The sequence below is a fragment of the Actinocrinis sp. genome, from assembly GCF_035946395.1.
GTDB lineage: Bacteria > Actinomycetota > Actinomycetes > Streptomycetales > Catenulisporaceae > Actinocrinis.
The window spans coordinates 1-21659 of sequence record NZ_DASYZI010000215.1; the positions used below are offsets into that span (position 1 = coordinate 1).

At 68.0% G+C, this 21659-nt stretch carries 18 protein-coding genes; 11 read left to right on the forward strand and 7 right to left on the reverse strand.

What is annotated here, in order from left to right; translation table 11 throughout:
• Positions 1 to 583: 583 nt before the first annotated feature.
• Positions 584 to 1075, reverse strand: a complete 492-nt coding sequence (locus VGS97_RS13665) for a 5'-3' exonuclease H3TH domain-containing protein (protein ID WP_326853808.1) — start codon at positions 1073 to 1075, stop codon at positions 584 to 586.
• Positions 1076 to 1515: 440 nt separating this feature from the next.
• Between VGS97_RS13665 and VGS97_RS13670 the strand changes: the two genes are divergently transcribed.
• Positions 1516 to 2616: a hypothetical protein gene (locus VGS97_RS13670; RefSeq protein ID WP_326853810.1), complete on the forward strand. Its 1101-nt coding sequence runs from the start codon at positions 1516 to 1518 to the stop codon at positions 2614 to 2616.
• Positions 2617 to 2714: 98 nt separating this feature from the next.
• On the opposite strand, the gene VGS97_RS13675 is transcribed toward VGS97_RS13670, so the two are convergent.
• From VGS97_RS13675 to VGS97_RS13700, 6 genes are all read right to left on the reverse strand, one after another.
• Positions 2715 to 4022: a hypothetical protein gene (locus VGS97_RS13675; protein WP_326853811.1), complete on the reverse strand. Its 1308-nt coding sequence runs from the start codon at positions 4020 to 4022 to the stop codon at positions 2715 to 2717.
• Positions 4023 to 4104: 82 nt separating this feature from the next.
• Entirely contained in the window at positions 4105 to 4635 is a 531-nt protein-coding gene (locus VGS97_RS13680; RefSeq protein WP_326853813.1) for a hypothetical protein, read from the reverse strand.
• A 91-nt stretch (positions 4636 to 4726) separates the two neighbouring features.
• Positions 4727 to 5524, reverse strand: coding sequence for a restriction endonuclease (locus VGS97_RS13685; RefSeq protein WP_326853814.1), 798 nt, complete (start codon positions 5522 to 5524; stop codon positions 4727 to 4729).
• A gap of 143 nt (positions 5525 to 5667) precedes the next feature.
• The gene (locus VGS97_RS13690) at positions 5668 to 7146 is read right to left on the reverse strand and encodes a hypothetical protein (protein WP_326853815.1); all 1479 of its coding nucleotides are present in this window, start codon (positions 7144 to 7146) and stop codon (positions 5668 to 5670) included.
• Positions 7147 to 7519: 373 nt separating this feature from the next.
• Entirely contained in the window at positions 7520 to 8581 is a 1062-nt protein-coding gene (locus tag VGS97_RS13695) for a 5'-3' exonuclease (RefSeq protein ID WP_349262124.1), read from the reverse strand.
• A gap of 38 nt (positions 8582 to 8619) precedes the next feature.
• On the reverse strand, positions 8620 to 9774 hold the full coding sequence (locus VGS97_RS13700; RefSeq protein WP_414641712.1) for an amino acid deaminase/aldolase: 1155 nt from the start codon (positions 9772 to 9774) through the stop codon (positions 8620 to 8622).
• Between the two features lie 811 nt (positions 9775 to 10585).
• On the opposite strand from VGS97_RS13700, the gene VGS97_RS13705 reads away from it, so the two are divergent.
• From VGS97_RS13705 to pheT, 10 genes are all read left to right on the forward strand, one after another.
• Positions 10586 to 11242: a hypothetical protein gene (locus VGS97_RS13705; RefSeq protein WP_326853818.1), complete on the forward strand. Its 657-nt coding sequence runs from the start codon at positions 10586 to 10588 to the stop codon at positions 11240 to 11242.
• Positions 11239 to 12711: a S8 family serine peptidase gene (locus VGS97_RS13710; RefSeq protein ID WP_326853819.1), complete on the forward strand. Its 1473-nt coding sequence runs from the start codon at positions 11239 to 11241 to the stop codon at positions 12709 to 12711. The genes VGS97_RS13705 and VGS97_RS13710 overlap by 4 nt, the downstream gene beginning before the upstream one ends.
• Positions 12712 to 12847: 136 nt before the next feature.
• Positions 12848 to 13531 carry an SseB family protein gene (locus VGS97_RS13715; protein WP_326853820.1) on the forward strand — a complete coding sequence of 228 codons (684 nt, stop codon included), beginning with the start codon at positions 12848 to 12850 and terminating at the stop codon, positions 13529 to 13531.
• Positions 13532 to 13918: 387 nt separating this feature from the next.
• Entirely contained in the window at positions 13919 to 14680 is a 762-nt protein-coding gene (gene infC / locus VGS97_RS13720) for a translation initiation factor IF-3 (RefSeq protein WP_326853821.1), read from the forward strand.
• 96 nt (positions 14681 to 14776) lie between these two features.
• Positions 14777 to 14971 (forward strand): 50S ribosomal protein L35, encoded by a 195-nt coding sequence (rpmI, locus tag VGS97_RS13725; protein WP_326853822.1) that lies wholly within the window; start codon positions 14777 to 14779, stop codon positions 14969 to 14971.
• Between the two features lie 101 nt (positions 14972 to 15072).
• The gene (gene rplT / locus VGS97_RS13730; RefSeq protein ID WP_326853823.1) at positions 15073 to 15459 is read left to right on the forward strand and encodes a 50S ribosomal protein L20; all 387 of its coding nucleotides are present in this window, start codon (positions 15073 to 15075) and stop codon (positions 15457 to 15459) included.
• A gap of 41 nt (positions 15460 to 15500) precedes the next feature.
• Positions 15501 to 16337, forward strand: coding sequence for an RNA methyltransferase (locus tag VGS97_RS13735; RefSeq protein WP_326853824.1), 837 nt, complete (start codon positions 15501 to 15503; stop codon positions 16335 to 16337).
• Between the two features lie 288 nt (positions 16338 to 16625).
• Complete coding sequence (locus tag VGS97_RS13740; RefSeq protein WP_414641713.1) at positions 16626 to 17840, forward strand: sensor histidine kinase; 1215 nt, start codon at positions 16626 to 16628, stop codon at positions 17838 to 17840.
• 158 nt (positions 17841 to 17998) lie between these two features.
• Complete coding sequence (gene pheS / locus VGS97_RS13745) at positions 17999 to 19123, forward strand: phenylalanine--tRNA ligase subunit alpha (protein ID WP_326853826.1); 1125 nt, start codon at positions 17999 to 18001, stop codon at positions 19121 to 19123.
• Positions 19123 to 21618: a phenylalanine--tRNA ligase subunit beta gene (gene pheT / locus VGS97_RS13750; RefSeq protein ID WP_326853827.1), complete on the forward strand. Its 2496-nt coding sequence runs from the start codon at positions 19123 to 19125 to the stop codon at positions 21616 to 21618. The genes pheS and pheT overlap by 1 nt, the downstream gene beginning before the upstream one ends.
• Positions 21619 to 21659 lie beyond the last annotated feature (41 nt).

Here is a 21659-nt window from a genome sequence, read left to right on the forward strand (position 1 = left end):
TGACCAAGCCCGTGGCTCTCTCGCGAACTTCGTTGTCTCAGCAACACGAAGACTCACAGAGCGCCACGGGCGCTTCACATCCATCAAGACCCTGACTACAAGGTCAACCAATCAGGCATCACGGCCAAGTTCGACGAGCCACCATGGCAGGACAATCAGAACACGTAAAGATTATTTAGCGCCAAGCCCTAACCAGCGTCATACGAAACGAGCAGCGGATGAAGCAGTACGGCAACCAGCGACACACCTCGGCATGCCCATCATCGCAAGACCACGAGAAGCGAGGTCATCATTGATCCGGTAGTAGCTGTCAAATCCCTGTCTTGGCAGGTCGCAGAGCACACCCACGATATCTCTGAGCACAAATTCGTTCGGGGAACGTCACGATGACGGTTCCCACCAAAGGGGATGTTGAGTCAAAGTCGGGGCCGATTTTGACCGGCCTCGACCGTGTCGACGGCCAAGGATCCTACGCGCATCGAGCCTGTCGGGCGGCGGCCTTAACGGATGGTCGGCGCTGGACGACTTCCCTTACGTGACAGGACGGACTGTGCCGGACAACCTGGGATGGGCTCCGGCAGTGTCAGTGGCCGCCGTGTTTCGAGGCGGCCAGTGCCTTGGTGAGACGTTTGATGGGGCTAGATAGCCCGTAGCGTTCGCCGAGTTCCGCCAGCCGGTCAGGGTCGGCCGGGCTCGAGGGCGGGGTGGAGTCGACCTTGGTGACGGGAGCGTCGGCGCGGACTCGGACGACGTCGGGTGCGACGGCGAGGTAGTCGGCGGCGGCGTCCAGCTTCTTGCGCACGGCCGGTTTGAGCGTGGAGGCCGGGTCCTTGACGGCGGCGAGCAGGCCGACCAGGGAGCCGTGCTCGTTGATCAGGGCGGCGGCGGTCTTCTCGCCGATACCGGCAACGCCGGGTAGGCCGTCGCTCGGGTCGCCGCGGAGCACGGCGAAGTCGGCGTAGGCACGGCCGCCGGGTAGGTTGTACTTCGCCTGGATCGTGGCGTCGTCCATGATCTCCAGTTTGGCCACGCCCTTGGCGATGTTGAGGACCTGGACCCCTGACGCGTCGTCCACCAGCTGGAATAGGTCCCTGTCACCCGTGACGACCTGCACTCGTACGTGTTGGTAATCTGGTGTCTCCCGGTCCCGGGATTTGCTGGTCAAATTATAGGTGTTCTGATTCTCCATGTCTGACTTCGTCGTCAGAGCCATTATGCTCAAAGCGCAGCATGATGGCAATTGATAGATATGGCATAGTCGGCAAGATGAACGCGGCAGGCCAGCAAAGTGACTGTGGCGGATCGGGTGGAGAAACGGCCTGACGCGCACGTGGGTGGTTCAGCGAGCGGCCCATGGCCCCTGACCGCAGACGGGTGCCATGTGGCGCAGCGGACGTTTATGCCCCGGGGGGTCCCGATAAAGCGGGTGAGTCGATCGTCTCACCGTGTCGCCCAGGTCGTGCGATAGGCATAAAGTGGGTGCGCGCTCGACTGAGGCGGCACGATACTCCCGTCGTGAACATCTTGCGAGAGTGGCGAGCATCGATTGAGGACATTGAATCTCCTCGCGACGAGAGGGCCAGGATCCTCTGGCGCCGTGTGGCGATCCCAGGCCTCGACCGGCACTCAAGTCGTGGGCTGATCATGCTGGCGCCCCTCGAAGCAGTTCAGCGACCAGGCCATGGCCCGGAGGTTCTGCACGTGGTCGGCGTACCCGTGACGCCGGAACACATCGAGCACGTACTGTGGACGGCAGAACTGACGGCCGCCTTCGGTAGCCTCCTGACCTTCGCGGCTGGCCATCGGATCGAGGCGTTCGAAGAATGGCCCGTCACAGATCAAGGCGGTGAGACGATCTTCATGTCGCTTGGGCATATGAGCGACAAGCGGTTGGAAGCACCCTCCGGTGGCGATCTCATCGAGAAGCTGAATGAACTCGTGGATCGCATCACGCACCTGGACGAGGATTCAGCACGTGTCGTCCTCGCGGCGCTCCAGTTGCATTACGGTGCGTGTGTCCTCGCACCCGTATCTCCGACATCAGCCTATATGTCGATTGTCGCGGGGATCGAGGCCTTGTCGAGGGAGTTCGGTAACCCACCTCACGAGTGGTCCGCGTGGGACATGGCCGGGCGATGGGATCGCTTCATGGCAGAAGCGGACCTTTCTGCGGACCAGGCGGAGATGCTTCGGGCGCGGCTGATGAAAGATCAGCACATGCGGCTGGCGGAGACATTCGGGGAGTACGCCAGTACAAGACTGCCTGAGTCGTTCTGGACCGACGAGCACTTCGACTGGATCTACGTCGGCGACGGAAGGGGTGGACACCTCCCCGGGTATGAACAGTCGCGGTACCACTTCTCGGAATCGGTTCCGACCGACCGTCGGACGCTCAAGGCGTGCCTTAAAGAGAGCTACAGACTCCGGTCACAATTCGTGCACACGGGTGAGAGCGAAGTCACCTATCTAACACCGATGAGTACACGCAAGCACGAGACCGATCCATCAGTCCACGCCGACGGCGCGCCCAAGAAGAGCGCCCCGCTTCCCTTTGCCGCACTCCGATCGATCCTCACTTCCTTGATTTCCGCTGAGCTAGACGCCGGAACGTCCTGAAAGCTCTCGACTGCCAGGATCCGTCGGAGACCTTACGTTAGGGGCAACTGGCTGACCAAGCCATGCCCGGCGCTCTCGTGGCCGAGGAGTTCGCGCTTCTAGCGGCGCTGGAAGATGGTGCGCCCGAGGTCTTCCCGCAGGCGCGCCTTGAGGCTAGCGGGGTCTTCGGTATGGTGGGCCGCGATGCGGAGGGTGGGTACGCCGCAGCGGATCCAGTGCCGATCGCGGTCCTCGTCGTCGGCCTTGCGGGTGGGCCCGTAGTGGTGTGGGCCGTCGACCTCGATGATCACAGCCCGTCCGTTGCCCAGCACTGTGAAATCGGGGCTGCGTACCCCGGCGTCGCGGAGCCTGACGGACGCCAGCGGCATGATGGCGATGGCGTTCTGGGGCTGGCACTCGCGCTGGAGTTCCGTGAGGACCTCGTAGGCGACGAGCTCGGCACGACTGCCGAAGACCAGGCCGTCCTGGACGGGGTAGCCTTCGTTCGCGGCTCGCTCGCGCCGTGCTTGATTGGTTGGAGGTGGCGCCGCAGGTTCCCGCCACTGGTGATCGACCGCCGGAAGCGGCGGCAGTGCCCCTTCGACCACCATCGACTGGACATCGCCCCGATCAAGCTGGGTCAGCACGGCGCCCAGGTGTCCCCAGACGTAGTCCTGCAGCTCCTGCGTGAACTCGGCGACGAGCCCCGGGCCGATCGTCAGGACCGCTTCGTAGGTGGACTCCGTCCAGTTGTCGCCGGGTATCGGGTGGTAGTACGCGCCGTCTTGGCGTAGTGAAAGCTTTGAGGCGCGCACGAGCTCGCAGGCTCGCCCCTGGCCGTCGGCATCAAGGAGGTGGTGGGTGAGACCGAGGACCATCTCGAGTTTGCCTGCGTCGTCGTGGCCGAGAGGCAGCGCGATCGCGGGCAGGAGGTTCTTGGGAACCGTCACGGGGGCGTAGACCGGCCGGCCGGAGAGGAACCGGTCGGCGCGCAGCGCCCATCCGTCGGGCGCGAGGAAGCGGTTGAGGTCTTCAGCCAGACGCGCGGCCGCGTCCACGTCCGGCTGGACTTCGGGGTGCAGCATCCGGGCCAGGAACGCCATCAGGACGTCGTCGGGTCCGTCGAGCAGGCCGAAGCGCGGATCGTCGAAGACCCAATCCTCCTTCCCGTCGCAGTTGTTCACACGATGCTGGCGGATGTCCTGGCGGGCCGTGGCGTACCGGCTGTCGGTCGAGGCGAGCGCATCCAGGTCGTACAGGCCGTCGAGGAATTCGATCTCTCCGAGCCGCCCGTGCCACGAGGCCGCGGCGGTGCGCAGGTAGTCGAGGATGTCCAGGCGCGTGACGCGAGAGACGTCACGTTCCGGGGGAGTGGGACCCGGCTGCTCGTCGGCTCGAGGGCTGTCCATAGAAGAAGGATGGCTCATGCGGCAGGGGTCGGGCGAACGACGCCGGAGCGCTCGATAACTGCGAAGCGCCCGGGTCGCCATCAACGATGGCGCTGACGCACTATGGCACGCCGATGCCGCCAGAGGCCACGGCGCGCAGGTATCGGCGGTGGATCAGTTCGACGAGGTCCTGGTAGCACGTGAGGGAGCTGATGTCGTCGGTGGTCAGTACGACGATCTTGATGCCCCTGGTCAGGGCGCTCAGGCCGAGGGCGTGGGCGTTGGTGAACTCGTCTGGCTTGCCGGTGATGCCGTTCGCGGCGATGAGGATGCCGAGCTTGACCGCCCTGCTTTGCAGGATGTTGATGAAGTATCCGAGGGTGCTGCTGTCGACTCCTCTGACCCAGTCTTTGCACTCGACGAGTACGACCTCGGGCAGTAGGGCGAAGCCGCCTTCGGCCAGGGTGACGCCTACGGCGACGTCGATCTGTTCGGTTTTGAACACGCCCAGGACGTTGGGTTCGACGAGGCAGCCGGGCACGGATTCGAACAGGTGAACAGCCAGGGCCTCGTAGGCTTTGCCCTGCTCGTCGGTGTCTTGGGCGGCGGCGGCCTTCAGGTGGCGATGGATGCTGGCTCGGTCAAAACCCATGGCTACCCCTGGTGGACCAGGCGGTTGCGCGCCTGGATCAGCAGGTCGGGAAGGGAGCGGTCTGCGAGGCCGGCGACAAGCTGGTCGATGCTCACGGTGAAGACGAGGTTGGTCGGGGGATCTTGACCTCCGAGGCGTCGGCGGTGCCGTAGATGAAGAGGCCGAAGGCTCGGGGCGACTGGAGCACGTAGTCCGAGAGGCGGTCTCGGGACGTGATCCACGAGTCGAGCCGCGGCCGGGTACTGCTCCATTTGCATTGAACGACCAAGGTTCCGAGCTGCTCCTCGGTGCCTTCGATGAATGCCGCCGCGTCGACCCCGGTGTCGCCTCCGGCGAAGCTGCGCTGTTCGACGAGTGCGCCGGATCCACGTAGCAGGTCCAGCGCGATGTCCTCGAAGTCGAAGGGCTTCCTGGGGTCGGGATCCGGTCGCCGGAGGTGTTCGAGACGTGTCCGAGTGGCGGCGGCGAGCGTGTCGCCGACTGGTTGGGCTCGGTGCGCCGCGGTTCGTGGCTCGGAGGCCAGGGTTCGCAGGAAGAGGCCTACGTGCAGGCGTAGCGCGTCTACGTTGTCGAGGCTCGCGGTCACACTGGTGAGACCGGCGAGAGTAGCAGGCGCGGGACTGTCAGGTGCGGTGAGTACCAGAACGGGCAGACCCCGCCCGGCGACGACGCCGATCTCCACGTAGATCGCCGCGGTGGCGGCCGAAGGCGCACCCAGATGGTCGGGCAGAAGCGCCAGGACAAAGTCGAACTGAGCCAGGTCTGCCCGCGCGAGGCCCACGCCGGCGCCGACGTCGAATGACCGCTCGGTCTCCGCGTTGTTCGCAGCGAGCACGTCGATGAGTTCGTCGGTGTTCGCTTCTAGCGGGGCAATCAGAAGACATCGCACTGATTTACCGTAGCGTTCCGGGGCGTGCCAGACGAGCCGCGGCCCCGACCCTGCATCGGGGCGCCGGCCCCTCTCCGGCCGTCGAGTTGGTTCGACGGAAGATTCGATCCTGCGGTCGCTACCCAGGTGTACTGGACGAGGCATCAATCGCCGTCGCGTCCGATGGATTCGGCGCGTACGGCCAGGTAGGTATCGGCCGTGGCTGCTTCGAGGTATCCCTCGTCCGCTGGGATCGCGAACCTCGGGGTACCGCCGATCAACTCGTCCCAGTCGGTTTCGGACCCGCGTGCGAAGCCTTCGCGCGTGGTTCGTCGCAGTTTAGGCAGTCGCGTGTCGCGCAGTGGCCGTAGTTGCTCGTGCCAGCGGACAGCCTCGTCCTCAGTGGCCGAGGCCAGTTCCCGCAACTGTAGGTACGAAGTCTGCGGGTAGATGGCCGCAGCCGATTCCTGGACGAGTTCGGCCTCCGCCGCGGCGAGGGACCGACAAGCGTTGAAGAGCCTTCGGGACATGCCGAGCAGCAGGTCCGTGCCAGGGATCGCACCCACCAGCATGTCGTCGCCGTCGCTCGACCTGATCTGCTGTCCTGACGCGTCCGGACCGAGACGGGTGCGCACCTCTCGCGTCTGGCTATCCTCCTCCAGCAGTCTCGCCAGACCGGGCTGGCGCCGCTCGGTCGGAGGGCTCGCCACCGCAACGAGACTCAGGCTGTCGGGTGAAAGCGACGAGAGCGCGAGGTAGGTGAGCAGCTCGGACCGTGCGAGCGCGAGCAGCGCCGCGTCGTTCTCCTCGAGCAGGCGGCCCTCCGCCGCATACGAGTCTGCATCGTCGGGGCTTGCGTCGTCAGGTGCGGTAGCGCCCTGGACAGGGCTGTTTTCGACGTCGATCGCCATATGCAGCCGCCGCTCCAGGCCCGTGGCACACAGCACCTTGCTGTGGCCCACCGGCATGAGGCTGCCGACCTGCAGTTGCTTCGCCCCTTTGTGCCGGGCGGGGCTGCTCAGCCAGCGGCTGCCCTTGGCTTCCACGAGCCAGACCTTTCCCGTGGAGGGATGCGTGCCGAACAGGTCGGGCAGGCTCTTCGACTTCTCCCACCCCTCGCTCGTCGCGCCGGTCGGGATTCCGTTCTCGGCGTGCATGGTTCGGCCAAGGCCCATCAGGCCACGGCACGCCCACTCTGCCATCGTCATGCCGACGTGGTAGCCGAACGCGGACCGCATCGAACTCTCGGTCGCGTGCAGGTAGATCACGCTGGGGACGATTTCGCGGGCCACACCGGCCTGCGCGATGGCAGACGGCCGGCGCACCAGGTAGGCCGCGAGGGGATAGCGCCGCGCGATGATCTCCCGACGGGCCAGTTCAGGAGTCTTCGCAAGCCAGGGCGCGATGTCGCGCCCCACCATGACCGCAGCCTTGAGCACGTCGCGCCAAGTGGTCGTGACGAGATAGGCCCCGTCAGCAGGCACAGCGGATGCGGCAGGCCACGGCGTGGCCGCGTGCCCGACCTCCCACTTCGTCGGATTGGGACCGGGAGCAAGTGGCGAGCTCCGCCGTACGAAGACGGGGACGTCGAAGGCGTCCGCGGCGGAGAGCGGGGCGCCAGGCGATCCGGTCGGCAGACTCATAGTCGAATTTTGACATCGAACGTGATCCAGTGGTTCGGCCAAGCCGTCAGGCTGACCATGACCATGGGTGGAGGGGCCGAGGCAGTAGGCTATATGGTCTTGGCTGATCCCAGCGGCTCTTGCGCAGCCGGGGGGCCTGTGCAGGCGTTGCAGGCGACTCCTCCGTGACTGGAGACGTCGATTTCGCACTGCCATAGCCGAATTGACGTCAGCTGTAGACCGCGGCCATCGAGTTTCGCGTTGAGCTTGTCGAACGTTCCTGTCTTCGGCTTGGCCGTACTGGCGACAACCAGTTGCTGGAAGTCGTGATCCTCCGGGCGTTCGTACAGGTACTTGTGGCGGCTCTCCGGCAAGGCTGGCCCTCTCGTTCTGTCTAAGCGGGAGTCCTCGAGGCAGCCAGCGCCTTGGTGAGACGTTTGATCGGGCTGGCCAGTCTGTAGCGCTCGGCGAGCTCCTCCAGTTGATCTGGGTGGGCTGGGGTGGTGGGCAGGGTGGAGTCGACTTTGGTGACGGGGGCGTCGGCGCGGACTCGGACGACGTCGGGTGCGACGGTGAGGTAGTCGCGGGCGGCGTCCAGCTTCTTGCGCACGGCTGGCTTAAGCGTGGAGGCCGGGTCCTTGACGGCGGCCAGTAGTCCGGCCAGGGAGCTGTATTCGTAGATCAGGGCGGCGGCGGTCTTCTCACCGATCCCGGACACCCCGGGCAGGCCGTCGCTCGGGTCCCCGCGGAGCACCGCGAAGTCGGCGTAGGCCCTGCCGCCGGGCAGGTTGTACTTCGCCTGGATCGCGGCGTCGTCCATGACCTCCAGCTTGGCCACGCCCTTGGCGATGTTCAGGACCTGGACCCCGGACGCGTCGTCTACCAGCTGGAATAGGTCCCTATCACCCGTGACGACCTGCACGCGCACGTGTTGGTAATCTGGTGTCTCCCGTTCCCCGGTGACCACGTCCACCGGCCCATCGTGGAGTGCGGCGTACGCCGCGATGGCGTCGTCGGCCTCGAACTGCTCGGCCCAGCCGCGTGCGATCCCGAACGCCTCCAGCACGGCCTCAAGCACAGGCACCTGCGGGCTTAGCGTGTCGGGCACGACTTCGACCGACGCGCTCACCGGTCGCTCCGCGACATGCGGCAGGTCGAGACTCTCGACGGCCGCGCCCGAGCTTGTGACCGCTGCGTCTGTGGCTTTGCTGGTCGCCTGCCCGGCATCGAGCACCCGGTGCGCCTTGTACGACGGGATCGCCTCCACCCGGAACGCCGGCCGCCAATCCGCGTCGAAACACGCGATGAGCCGATCCGGTCGATACGCGGTGACCAGCGTCGAGATGAAGTCCAGCGTCCCGCGTACCGCGTTGATCGGCATACCGTCAGGCGCCGTGATCGACTCGGGTACGCCGAAGTACGCCCTGAAGTAGAGCGTCGGAGTGTCCAGGAGCATCAACCGGTCAGCCACCGGATCAGCTTCCCACACGCCACCTACAGGAACGTGCGTCCCTCGCCGCGGTATGTCGGCACCGTCGCGGTAACCGTGTCGCCCTGCACGAAGTGCAGCTCGGCGAAGCGTTCACACAGCTCACCGGCCTTGGCGTGCCGGAACCACACGCGGTCGCCGACGACGAGGTTGTCCGCCACCGCGCCAAGCAGCGGCGTCTGCACCTCACCGGCGCCCTCCTGTGCGTCATAGCGCAGGCCACCCGGCAGGTAGGGCTGTGGTAGCCGATCGTTCCCAGGAACGCCCGACGCCACGTATCCGCCGCCGAGAACCGTGACCACCCCCGGCCCAGGGCGCCGAACGACAGGTAACGCGAACAACGCGGCCGGACGTCCGGTCACCTTGCGATGGCCGTCGAACAGCCGTGGCAGGAACAGGCCCGAACCGGCGCCGATTTCCGTTACCGCGTCCTCGGCCGCCGTACGTTCGATCGATCCGGTACCGCCACCGTTGACGAACTCAAGCTGCGCGATCTCCTTCACCGCCGCGACGATCGCCGCACGCCGTTCGGCCAGTTCCGCACCGCTGCCGTGCTGCATCGCGCGTACTGCCAGCGCACGCCCGGGCCGCCCCGGCGGCGCGTCGGGCACGCCCGCGATCTGCGCTTCGTATGCCATCAGCCCGACCAGCCGGAATCCGTGCCGGTCCGCCGCTTCCCGGGCCACTGCGGCGACCGCGGCGGGGGAGTGCAGCGAGGACCGGCGCGCACCCACGCGCATCCGGCCCCCCATCGGTCGCCATGAGGTGTCGATGTCCACGCACACCCGGATGGGGGAAGCCTCCGCGACTTCGGCGGTCGCCTTCTCGATGAGGTCCAGGTGTTCGACCGAGTCGATCATCACCGTGACCGCATCGGCCGCGCGCGAGTCCGCGGCCAGCCGTCGCAGCGCCGCGCGATCAACGGTGGGGTATGCGACCAGAACGTCATCGAACCCTGACCCTGCGAGCCACAGCGCCTCCGGAAGGGTGAACGCGAGCACGCCGGAGAAGCCGTCGAGGGCGAGCACCGCGCGCAGGACCTCGCGGCTGCGCAAGGACTTCGACGCGACCCTGATCCGCTTGCCCGCGGCCCGTCTGACCAGCTCGCCCGCGTTGTGCCGCAGCGCTGCCACATCGACGACCGCCAGCGGCGGGTCCATGTGCGCGGTGGCGTGGTTCAGGCGGTCCAGGTCGCTCACACTGCGAACCCTTCCATACCCCAGTCGCCCGGTTAAGCCCGATTAGATCCCGGATAGGTCTCGACCTGGTGACCTTCGTCCGAAGCCCCGTCGCCCCAGTGTCGGCCACCCGATGGGTGGACTAAGGTTCAACCTGATCAAAGCCACCGGCCAGCACTGCGGGGGAACGGAAGAGGTGGGGGAGACCATGGCCGTGAACGACCCGGGGTCACCCTGGGGGGCGCAACCGCCTGGGGAGGAACCGGTCGAAGTACCCCGCATGGACGTGACAGGGGTCGCCGATGTGCAGGTAACGCGGGATGGTGTCACAGAGCTGGACGTGACGGAGGCCGTCGTCACGCCATCGGAACTTCAGGCTCCGAGAGCACAGCAGGCTCCAATGCAGTTTGCGTCGACCCAATCCGCATCGACCCAATCCGCATCGACACAGCCCGCATCGACACAGCCCGCATCCGCTGAGGTGCCCGGAACGCCTGGTCAGCAGCCCGATCAGCCGCAGTCATACCCCCCTCCGGCGTACCCGCAGCAACCCCCGTATGACCCATATGCCCAGGGCCAATATGCACAGCCGACAGCGCCTCAGCAGGCATACGCCCAAACGCCTTACCCGTCGCCGTCGCCCTACCCGCAGTCGCCGCCTCAGCAGCCGCCCTTCTACGGCTGGGGCGCCATACCGCCGCCGACTCCCCGGCCACGTATTCCGCTGCGTGCCATAGCCGCTGCCTTGGCGATCATCGTGGTCGCTGGTAGTGCCGTTGCGGGAGGGCTCGCGATGGCCAGGTCCAGCAGTGGGACCACTACCCGGCCCACGACGGGTAGCGCGGCCCAGGACGCCGCCGCACGCGCTATCTGGCGTACCACCCCGGTCAACCAGCTGCTGCCCCCGACGATCACTCGCGAGGGAACCGAGTCCTACATAAGGCTTGGCATACAGCCCGACGACTCGTGTGCGTCGCTGCCCGATGCGTTCACCGCCGAACTCGCCGCGACCAAGTGCGTGCATGTGCTGACCGCGACTTATGCGGATCGCACCCAGACCGTGACCGCCACCGTCGGCATCGTCGTACTCAGCGGCACCGTTCCCGAACGACTGCGCCTGTTCCAAGCCTGGAGCGGCGACGTGAACGCGACTAAGGCCGCGATGATGCCGCACGTCTACGCCGTGCCGGGCACCGTTGCCAGCGGTTTCAGCGACAAGCAACGAGTGGCTTGGCAGTCTCAGCTCTCCGTTGACGGCACCTATTTGGTCTACGCCGTCGCAGGATTCACCGACGGACGCACCGGCCCCACCGCCGCGGCGATAGCGGCAGGCTCGGGCTCGGCCGTCAGCTCCAGTTCCCCGGCGGTGCAGGTCGCCGGAGACCTGCCCGCGGCACTCCAGGACCTCCTCGCCAACAAGATCCAGGCGGCTCAAGGCGGCGCGTCATGACCCGGCTGTCGGCCAGCCGTCAGCCGGCCACCGGCAGGCGCCGTGTCAGGGGACGCGGTGTCAAGGGATACGGCTTCGTCAGGCAAGTCAAGGGACATCACGTCGGCGCGCGCCGCCTCGCCTCCGCAGCCACCGTGCTCGGCTGCGCCGCCGCGTGGTCCCTTGCTGCCGCTCCCGCACACGCCGACGACATCCGCGCCAAGGAATGGCCGCTCGCCTTCCTCAACATCAGCGAAGCCAACCGCATCAGCACCGGCTCGGGCGTCACAGTCGCGGTGCTCGACTCGGGCGTGATGGGCGAGCGCGTGGATCTGACGGCTCAGGTCACGACCGGCCCCGACTACGCCGGAGGCATCGAGCAGCCCGGTCAGGTCGGCTGGGGCGAGCACGGCACATGTATGGCCTCGATCATCGCCGGCCACGGACGCGGCGGCGAGGACGGGATGCTGGGCATCGCGCCGAGAGCGCACGTGCTGTCGATCCGGGTCATCCGCGACGACGACGCGCCCGACATCGACCAGCCCACCACGAGCCAAACGCCGATCTCAGACGGCATCCGCTACGCGGTGGACCACGGTGCGCAGGTCATATCGATGTCGCTCGGTGGCAACGACGCCGGTGCGTCTACCGACGCGACGCCCGAGGCCGACGCGATCCGTTACGCGCTCGACCACAACGTCGTGGTCGTGGTCGCCGCCGGCAACTCGGCCGACAAGGGCAACGCGATCCAGTTCCCCGGCGCGGAACGCGGCGTGATCAGCGTCGCCGCCGTGGACTCCTCCGGGCGCCACGCCGCCTTCTCCACCACCAGTTGGGACGTGTCGGTCGCCGCTCCCGGCGTCAACCTGCCGTGCGACGCCGCCGCCAGTGACGACGAATACCTGCTCGGCGACGGCACTAGCCAGGCCACTGCGTACGTCGCCGGACTCGCCGCGCTGGTCAAGTCCAAGAATCGCGGGCTGAGCCCGACCCAGGTGCGCGACATCATCGAACAGACCGCCCGTGACAAGCCCGCAGGCGGACGCGACGACGAAATCGGCTTCGGCATCATCGACCCGGTCGCCGCGGTGGAGGCCGCGACTAAGACCAAGGACGTCGCGCAAACGCCCGTGGCAGGTAACACCGGACCGTCCAGCGGCCACTTCGGCTACGGACAGGCCATGGTCGTCACCGAGCCCATACCGTCCTTCGGCGCACTGCCGCGCGCCATCGTCGGTGGGGCCGTCCTGCTCCTCGCCGCGATCGTGATCGCGTTCATCCTGCTGCGACGGGCCCGCCGCCGGGCTCTGGCCAACATGTCACCGCCGCCCGCGTCGTACCCGGCGTTCTACTCGTCTTATCCGGGCGCGTGGCCTCAGCCGCAGCCTCCGACAACCCATTCAGCCGGTACGCCGTCGTCACACGAGAGTCCAGCGCCGCCCGAGAACCCACTACCGCCCGAAGGAACACAGCCGCCGCCGACTGCCTGAGCGGCTGAACGGTTGAGCCGAGCGAGCAAGTGGCTAAGGGCGCTCGACGTGCGGCTAAGCTCATCGGGTGACTGACTTCCGTGGGCGCACGCTTCAACCGACCGGATTCGAAGATGACGACGGGTCAGCTGACGCGATGTTGACGGAGGCGCTCGCCGCGCACCAGCGTGGCGAGCTCGACCGGTACGCCCTGTATCCGCTGCTCGCCGGTAGGCGGGTGCTCGCGCCGATCGTGGCGATCCTCGGTGAGAGCGAGCAGGCCGGAACCGGCGTGGGCGGCACCGAACTGCGCCGGGACAAGGACAGCGAGATGGCCCTGGTCACTCTGGTGGCCGCGGACGGTGCCAAGGCCGTGCCGGTGTTCACCTCCGCGGACAAGCTCGGCGTCTGGGGCGCGACTGCCGGATTCCCCGCGGTCCGCCCGGTGCCGGTCTCGATCGAGAAAGCGGCGGCAGCGGCGCTTCAAGAGCAGGCAGAGGTGCTGCTGGTCGACTTGGGCACCGCCGAGCAGTTCGAACTCACCGGCGCCGCGTTGCGCGCTTTCGCCGATGGACGCGTGCCGGCTTCGCCGGACTCTGATCCGGACGTCGTCACCGCGCTGCTCGTCGTCCTGCGTTCCGTGCCCGAGGTCGCCAACGTACTCGAAAGCGCCCGTATCGGCGCCTTCGCCGACGGAGCCGTGCTGGAACTGGGGTTCAAGCCGGGCACCGATCCGCAGGCTCTCAGCGAACCGTTGCGATCGGTCGCCGAAGCGATCTCAGGGGACGCGTTGCTGCGTGACCGGCTCGGCGACGGCCTCTCGATCGTCGCAGCGCCATAACGCACGTGGTCGTATGGCTCCACGCCACCGATCGCCCCATCGGGCGGCGCCTCAGCACGTGATACATTGAGTAACAGCGACCAACTGTCAACGCGCTATGCGCGTGGACGGTTCGCAAGTGGAGGGCCCACCTCCCACCCGATCGACCAAGCGGTCGACGGGTAACGGTCCCGGCACGATCGATCGTCTCAGGACGTTCTGTCATGCGACGCCTCGCGAGAGCGGGCGTCCCGGTAGGTGGAGCTCTGCATGGAATACATGCGGAGCTCTTTTGTTTGCCGGTTCGGGTCGCTTACCCGCGAACCCTGGAGTCGATCACGGCGGTGCGGGCTCCCAAACCGTACCGCCACACGGTCGGACGGCAAACGGCTCGCCGTACCGACCGGCATGAACCTAGGAGGCCCCATCAGCGCCGAACCCCGTATTAACGACCGGATCCGGGTGCCCGAAGTGCGCCTGGTCGGCCCGGACGGCCAGCAGGTCGGGATCGTGGCGATCCAGGACGCCCTGCGGCTGGCCCAGGAGGCCGACCTCGACCTGGTCGAGATCGTGCCGACCGGCCGCCCGCCGGTGGCCAAGCTCATGGACTACGGCAAGTACAAGTACGAGTCCGCGATGAAGGCCCGCGAGGCGCGCAAGAACCAGGCACACACGATCATCAAGGAGATGAAGCTCCGGCCGAAGATCGACCCGCACGACTACGAGACCAAGAAGGGTCACGTGGTGCGGTTCCTCAACGCCGGGGACAAGGTCAAGATCACGATCATGTTCCGCGGCCGCGAGCAGTCCCGGCCCGAGCTCGGCCGGCGCCTGCTCGACCGGCTCGCCTCGGACGTCGAGGACCTCGGCTTCGTGGAGTTCGCGCCCAAGCAGGACGGGCGCAACATGATCATGGTCCTGGGTCCGCGCAAGAAGAAGGTCGAGGCGATGGCCGAGGCCCGCGCCGCCAAGGCGGCCAAGGCCGAGTCCGGCTCGCGCGTCCGCGACCGCGAGGACTCCGCCGACGGGCCGGACGTGGCCGAGAGCGGCGCCGCGGACGACGTGCTGGCCCAGAACGACACGTCCGCACACGACGTCGCAGTCCACGAGGCTGTTGAGCACGACGCCGAAGCGCAGGACACCGTAGTGCAGGACCCGGCCGGGCAGTAGCCGGACCGGCAGGAGAAACACGGGCTGGCGGCGGTCCGACCGCCGCCCCCGCGTACTCGCGTACGCGCTGAAAGAGGAATGAGGAGAACGGCTGCCATGCCGAAGAACAAGACCCACAGCGGTGCCAAGAAGCGGTTCCGCCTCACCGGCTCCGGGAAGGTCATGCGCGGTCAGACGGGCAAGGTGCACCTGTTCGAGCGCAAGCCGTCCACCTACACCCGTCGGGTGACCGGCGAGGTCGAGGTGTCCCCCGCGGACACGAAGAAGATCAAGCGGCTGCTCGGTAAGTGATCCAGCCCCGCACACGGTAGCTACCGACAGACCACTGACGACCTGCGGGGAATGGCGGCGCATGATCCGCCGCGCGCCCCGCGCGAGGAGTTGAGAACGACATGGCACGCGTCAAGCGGGCGGTCAACGCCCAGAAGAAGCGCCGCGCGATCCTGGAGCAGGCTAGCGGTTACCGCGGCCAGCGCTCGCGGCTGTACCGCAAGGCCAAGGAGCAGGTCACCCACTCCCTGGTGTACGCATACCGGGACCGCAAGAAGCGCAAGGGCGATTTCCGCCGGCTGTGGATCCAGCGGATCAACGCCGCGGCCCGCGCCAACGGCACCACCTACAACCGCTTCATCCAGGGCCTCAAGGCCGCCGGCGTCGAAGTGGACCGCAAGATCCTGGCCGACTTGGCCGTCAACGACGCCGCCGCGTTCGCCGCGCTGGTCGAGGTCGCCCAGAAGGCGCTGCCGACCGACGTGAACGCCCCGAAGGTCGCGGCCTGACCGCGCGCCCCCGGCCGACCCGCTCCGGCGCCGACGCCCGCGTGGCGGGCCGCCCCGCGATCACCTCCGCCCGCTCGACCCGGGTGGTGGCCGCACGGCGGCTCGCCACGCGCGCGTTCCGGACCAAGCAGGGGCTCTTCCTCGCCGAGGGGCCGCAGGCGGTCCGCGAGGCGGCCGCGCACCCCGGTGGGATTGCAGAGCTCTACTTCAGCGCCGCGGCCTCCGACCGCCATCCCGAGATCATCGAGGCGGCGTACGCGGCGGGCGCAGACCTGCTGCCCGCTACCGACGAGGTCATTGCCTCACTCAGCGATACCGTGCACCCTCAGGGCATGGTCGCGGTATGTCATCGTCTCGATACCACGCTGTCCGACGCCCTCAGTCCGTCCGCGCGGCTTGTCGTGCTCCTCGCGCACGTTCGGGATCCCGGCAACGTCGGCTCCGTGATCCGTGCCGCCGACGCTGCGGGAGCTGACGCGGTGCTCGTCAGCGACGAGTCAGTGGACGTGTACAACCCCAAGGCCGTGCGTTCCTCCGCCGGGTCGCTGTTCCATCTCCCGATTGTCGTGGGCGTCACGCTCGGGGCGGCACTGGAACGCTGCCGGGCCGCCGGGCTGCGGATCCTGGCGGCCGACGGCACCGGGCCGCTCGACCTCGACGACGAAGCCGACTCCGGGGCGCTGCGCGCGCCGTCCTGCTGGATTTTCGGCAACGAGGCCTGGGGACTGCCTGACGCGATCCGCGACCAGGCTGACGTGGTCGTGCGCGTACCGATCCACGGCAAAGCCGAGAGCCTGAACCTGTCCACGGCCGCGGCCGTATGCCTATACGCGTCGGCAAGAGCGCAGCGTCGGACGGGCGGAAGCCCGCAGCCGTGAGCAGGGGGAGTGCACGATGCAAACGCCGTGTGCGAATGCATACGCAGGCGCATAGCTGTCGCATCGGCTGCGACTCTGGCGGAAACGGCGCGCGAACGGCAATGATGGCGACCTGAACAAGAAAAAGATGGACCAATCCGCTTGACGGCAGGCTGCGGGCGACTGGCAGCCGGCACGACAGCCACCGGGCGACGTTCCTTACTCGGGGCGAGCCGTTCCATCCGTGGAAAGGGGCGCGGAATGTTGGACGCACCGAGCGCGGTCGACCAGAGTGCCGATTCCGAGTCGATGACGGCCTCCGAAGTAGGCGACGAAAACCGCAGCGGCAGCGGCAGCGGTGATGGGAACGGCCACGGGAACGGAGCGCCGTCGGCCAGCCGCTCGATACGTCAAACGCCCTCCCGCCCGACTGACGAGCAGAACTTCGGCACCGACTACGACGAACTTCCCGACGGCGTAGTCATCGCCGACCGGCATGCACGGATCGTCGTGTTCAACCGTGCCGCGGTGCGGATCACCGGGATCGACGCGACGTCAGCCGTCGGGCGTCACCTGGCCGACGCCCTGCCCCTGGAAGACCTCGAAGGCCGCAACTGGTGGCGCTGTACCGACCCATACGGCGGCCTGGCGATCCGCACAGGACAGCCCGAAACGCATCTGCTGCTTCCCGGCGGCCGAGACGTACTGGCCACCGCCCGCTTCGTGCGTGAGGGGCGCACCGTGCGGCGCGTCGTCGTCGGACTGCGTGACACCTCGGCCCGTGTACGTGCCGAGCGCCGTCACGCCGACCTGATCGCTACGGTCGCGCACGAGCTCCGCTCTCCGCTGACCAGCGTCAAAGGCTTCACGGCGACCCTGCTCGCCAAATGGGAGCGCTTCACCGACGACCAGCGCAAGCTGATGCTTGAAACCGTCGACGCGGACGCCGATCGGGTCACCCGTCTGATCGCGGAACTGCTCGACATCGCGCGTATCGACTCCAGACGCCTCCAATTGGCGCGATACGCCGTCGACGTCGAGGAACTGATCCGCGAAACAGTTGCCGGAACAGTCGTGGCAGGGCACTCCGAAGACCGGTTCGTCGTGGCGGCGAGTTCTGCCCCCGCTGCGTTCGCCGACCCGGACAAGCTGCGCCAGGTGCTGGCTAACCTGCTGGAGAACGCGGTACGCCACGGTGACGGCCATGTCAGCATCACGGTTGAAACCGTCGACCCGGACACGGATGGCGCGCCCGGCATGATCGCGGTGACCGTGGACGACGAAGGCCCCGGCATCCCGCAGGAAATGCTCGGCCGCGTCTTCACCCGGTTCTGGCGCGGCAACCGGCGTGGCGGCACCGGCCTCGGCCTGTACATCGTCAAGGGCATCATCGAGGCACACGGCGGCACGATCACCGTCGGCACCGCCGATTCCGGCGGCGCCCGATTCCGGTTCACCGTGCCGGTGTTCACTGAGCCGGCGTTCGTCGAGCCAGCTCCCAACGAGGAGCGCGGCACCACCTGAGTCTGTCCGCCGAAAATCCGCCCGTCGAAGCGGAGTTATCCACAGGCGATCAGGTGCCGGGCATTACGCACGTCGCCCACCGCCTAAGCTTGCCTGAGCGCACAACGTCCCGATCGAGCGCGCCCGACGGCGCTGGAGAGCGGAAGTAGAGCAATCGGATGTCTGCACCGAACAAGACCTTCGACCCGGTCGAAGTCGAAGCGCTCAAGCCCGGGGAGGTCGAGCGCGCCCGCGACGAGGCCCTGTCCGCCGTCGCGGCCGCCGCCGACCTCGTGGCGCTGCACGAGGCCAAGATCGCCCACGCCGGCGACCGCTCGCCGCTGGCCCTGGCCAACCGGGAGATCGGCGCGCTGCCGCCCGCCGCGAAGGCCGACGCGGGCAAGCGGGTCGGCCAGGCCCGCGCCGCGGTCAACTCCGCGATCGCGGCCCGGCAGATCGAGCTGGAGGCCGAGCGCGACGCCCGGGTGCTGGTCGAGGAGAGCGTCGACGTGACGCTGCCCTGGGACCGGGCCCCGCGCGGTGCCCGGCACCCGCTGACGACCCTTCAGGACCGCATCGCCGACGCTTTCGTCGCGATCGGCTGGGAGGTCGCGGAGGGGCCCGAGGTCGAGTCCGAGTGGATGAACTTCGACGCGCTCAACATCCACCCCGACCACCCGGCCCGCACCACCCAGGACACGTTCTTCATCGACACCCCCGGCGCGACCGAGGCCACCGACTCGCTGGTCCTGCGCACCCACACCTCGCCGGTGCAGATCCGCTCCATGCTCACCCGCAAGCTGCCGGTGTACGTGATCTGCCCGGGACGCGTCTTCCGCAGCGACGCCCTCGACGCGACGCACACCCCCGTCTTCGGCCAGATCGAGGGCCTTGCGGTGGACGAGGGCATCACCATGGCCGACATGAAGGGCACTCTCGACCACTTCGCCAGCCTCATGTTCGGCGAGGGCATCGGCACCCGGCTGCGGCCCAGCTACTTCCCGTTCACCGAGCCCAGCGCCGAGATGGACCTGCGCTGCTTCGTCTGCCGCGGCGAGTCGGTCGGCAACCCGGAGCGGCCCTGCCGCACCTGCAACTCCGAGGGCTGGATCGAGTGGGGCGGCTGCGGCGTGGTCAACCCCCGGGTGCTGCGCGCCGCCGGAGTCGACCCCGGCCGGTACAGCGGCTTCGCCTTCGGCATGGGCCTCGAACGCACCCTGATGTTCCGCCACTCGGTCGCCGACATGCACGACATCGTCGAGGGCGATGTCCGCTTCACTCTCCCCTTCGGGACGGAAATCTGATGCGCGTACCGCTTTCCTGGCTGCGGGAGTACGTCGAACTTCCCGCCGACGCGACCGGTCGCGAGGTCGCCGAGCGCTTGGTGCGCGCCGGGCTTGAGGTCGAGACGGTCCACGAGTCCGGCGTCGGCCTGACCGGCCCGCTGGTGGTCGGCCACGTGCTGGAGATCGAGGAACTGACCGGATTCAAGAAGCCGATCCGGTTCTGCCAGGTCCAGGTCGGCCCCGCGCCGGGGGACACCCGCGGCATCATCTGCGGCGCGCGCAACTTCGCCACCGGCGACAAGGTCGTCGTCGCGTTGCCCGGCGCGGTGCTGCCCGGCGAGTTCAAGATCACCGCGCGGTCCACCTACGGTCACGTCTCCGACGGCATGATCTGCTCGGCCCGCGAGCTCGGCCTCGGCGACGACCACTCGGGCATCATCGTGCTGCCCGACGAGTGCGAAGTCGGCGCCGACGCTGTTGAGCTGCTCGGCGTGCGCGACGAAGTGCTCGATATCGCGGTCACCCCCGACCGCGGCTACTGCCTGTCCATGCGCGGCGTCGCCCGTGAGGCCGCCATCGCCTACGGCAGCGCGCTGCGTGACCCGGCACTGCTCGACACCCCGGCGTCGAGCCGCACCGGCCATCCCGTGCGGCTGGTCGACCCGACCGGTTGCGACCTGTTCGTCGCACGCGTAGTGCGCGGGATCGACCCGCTCTCCCCGTCCCCGCTCTGGATGCAGCGGCGCATCCAGCTAGCCGGCATGCGCCCGATCTCGCTGATCGTGGACATCACCAACTACGTCATGCTCGAACTCGGCCAGCCGCTGCACGCCTATGCCGCCGACAAGCTGACCGGCCCCATCACCGTGCGTCGCGCCCTGCCCGGCGAGCTGCTGGAGACCCTCGACGGCTCGCACCGCAGGCTCGACCCCGAGGACCTGCTGATCACCGACTCCTCCGGCCCGATCGGCATGGCCGGAGTGATGGGCGGCGCCGCCACCGAGATCCAGCCGACCACGACCGACGTGCTCATCGAAGGCGCGCACTTCGACCCGGTTTCCATCGCCCGCTCCGCCCGCCGCCACAAGCTGCCCTCCGAGGCCTCACGCCGCTTCGAGCGCGGCGTGGACCCGAGCGCGGCCGCCGCCGCGGTCCAGCGCACCGTGGACCTGCTCGTGCTGCTCGGCCAGGGCGAGCCCGACTCGGCTGTCACCGTCGAGTCGACGCGTCCCGCGACGGCGGAGCCGATCATGATCGACGCTGCCCTGCCCGGCCGTGTCGCCGGGCTCGATTACTCCCGAGAGACGGTGGTCGGCCGCCTACAGGAGATCGGCTGCTTCGTCGAGGGCGTCGACTCGCTGCGTGTCACCCCGCCATCATGGCGTCCCGATCTGACCGACCCGAACGACTTGGCTGAAGAGGTCATCCGGCTTGAGGGTTACGAGCGGGTGCCCTCCACCATGCCCCGCGTGCCCGCCGGACGCGGTCTGACCGTCAAGCAGCGCATCCGCCGCCGCGTCGGCCGGGACCTCGCAGCCACGGGCTACGTCGAAGTGCTCTCCTACCCGTTTGTCGGTCAGAAGGACCTCGACCAGCTCCAGGTGCCCGAGGACGACCCGCGCCGCCGGACGCTGCGTGTGCTCAACCCGCTGTCCGACGAGCAGCCGGAGATGCGCACCACGCTGCTGCCCGGCCTGCTGGCTACGCTGCGGCGCAACCTCGGCCGCGGCTTCAACGACGTGGCCCTCTTCGAGTCGGGTCTGGTGTTCTTCCCGCGCCCGGGAGCGACCCCGCCCCCGCGCCTGTCCACCGCGCACCGCCCAACCGATGAGCAGCTCGCCGCACTTGAGGCCGCGCTGCCCGCCCAGCCCGCGCACGTCGCCGTCGTACTGACCGGTCTACGCGAACGCGCTGGCTGGTGGGGCCCCGGCCGACCCGCGCCCGACGCGAGCTCGTCGCTCTGGGCCGATGCCGTCAAAGCGGCCCGTACCGTCGCGCGTTCCTGCGGCGCGGAACTGGGGGTGACGCAGGCTCAGTACGAGCCCTGGCACCCCGGCCGCTGCGCCCGGCTGCTGGTCGACGGCCGGATCGTCGGCCACGCCGGCGAACTGCACCCCAAGGTCCTGACCGAGCTCGGCCTGCCGCCGCGCACCAGCGCAATGGAACTCGACCTCGACGCCCTGGTGCCCGCGCGAGACCTGCCGGTCCAGGGCCCGCTCGTCTCCACCTTCCCGGTCGCGACCCAGGACGTCGCCCTCATCGTCGACGAGCAGGTCCCGTCACAAGCGGTGCAGGCCGCGTTGACCAGGGGAGCGGGCGTCCTGCTCGAATCCATCCGGCTGTTCGACGTCTACCAGGGCGAGCGGATCGGCACCGGAAAGAAGTCGCTCGCCTTCTCGCTGCGCTTCCGGGCCGCCGACCGGACGCTCACGGTCGACGAGGCCACGCAGGCCCGCGACGCCGCCGTGACCCTCGCCGCAGAACAGACCGGCGCCGTTCTACGCGGCGCCTGACCGATTCCTGACAGGCACCGCCACCTGACAGACACCGCAAA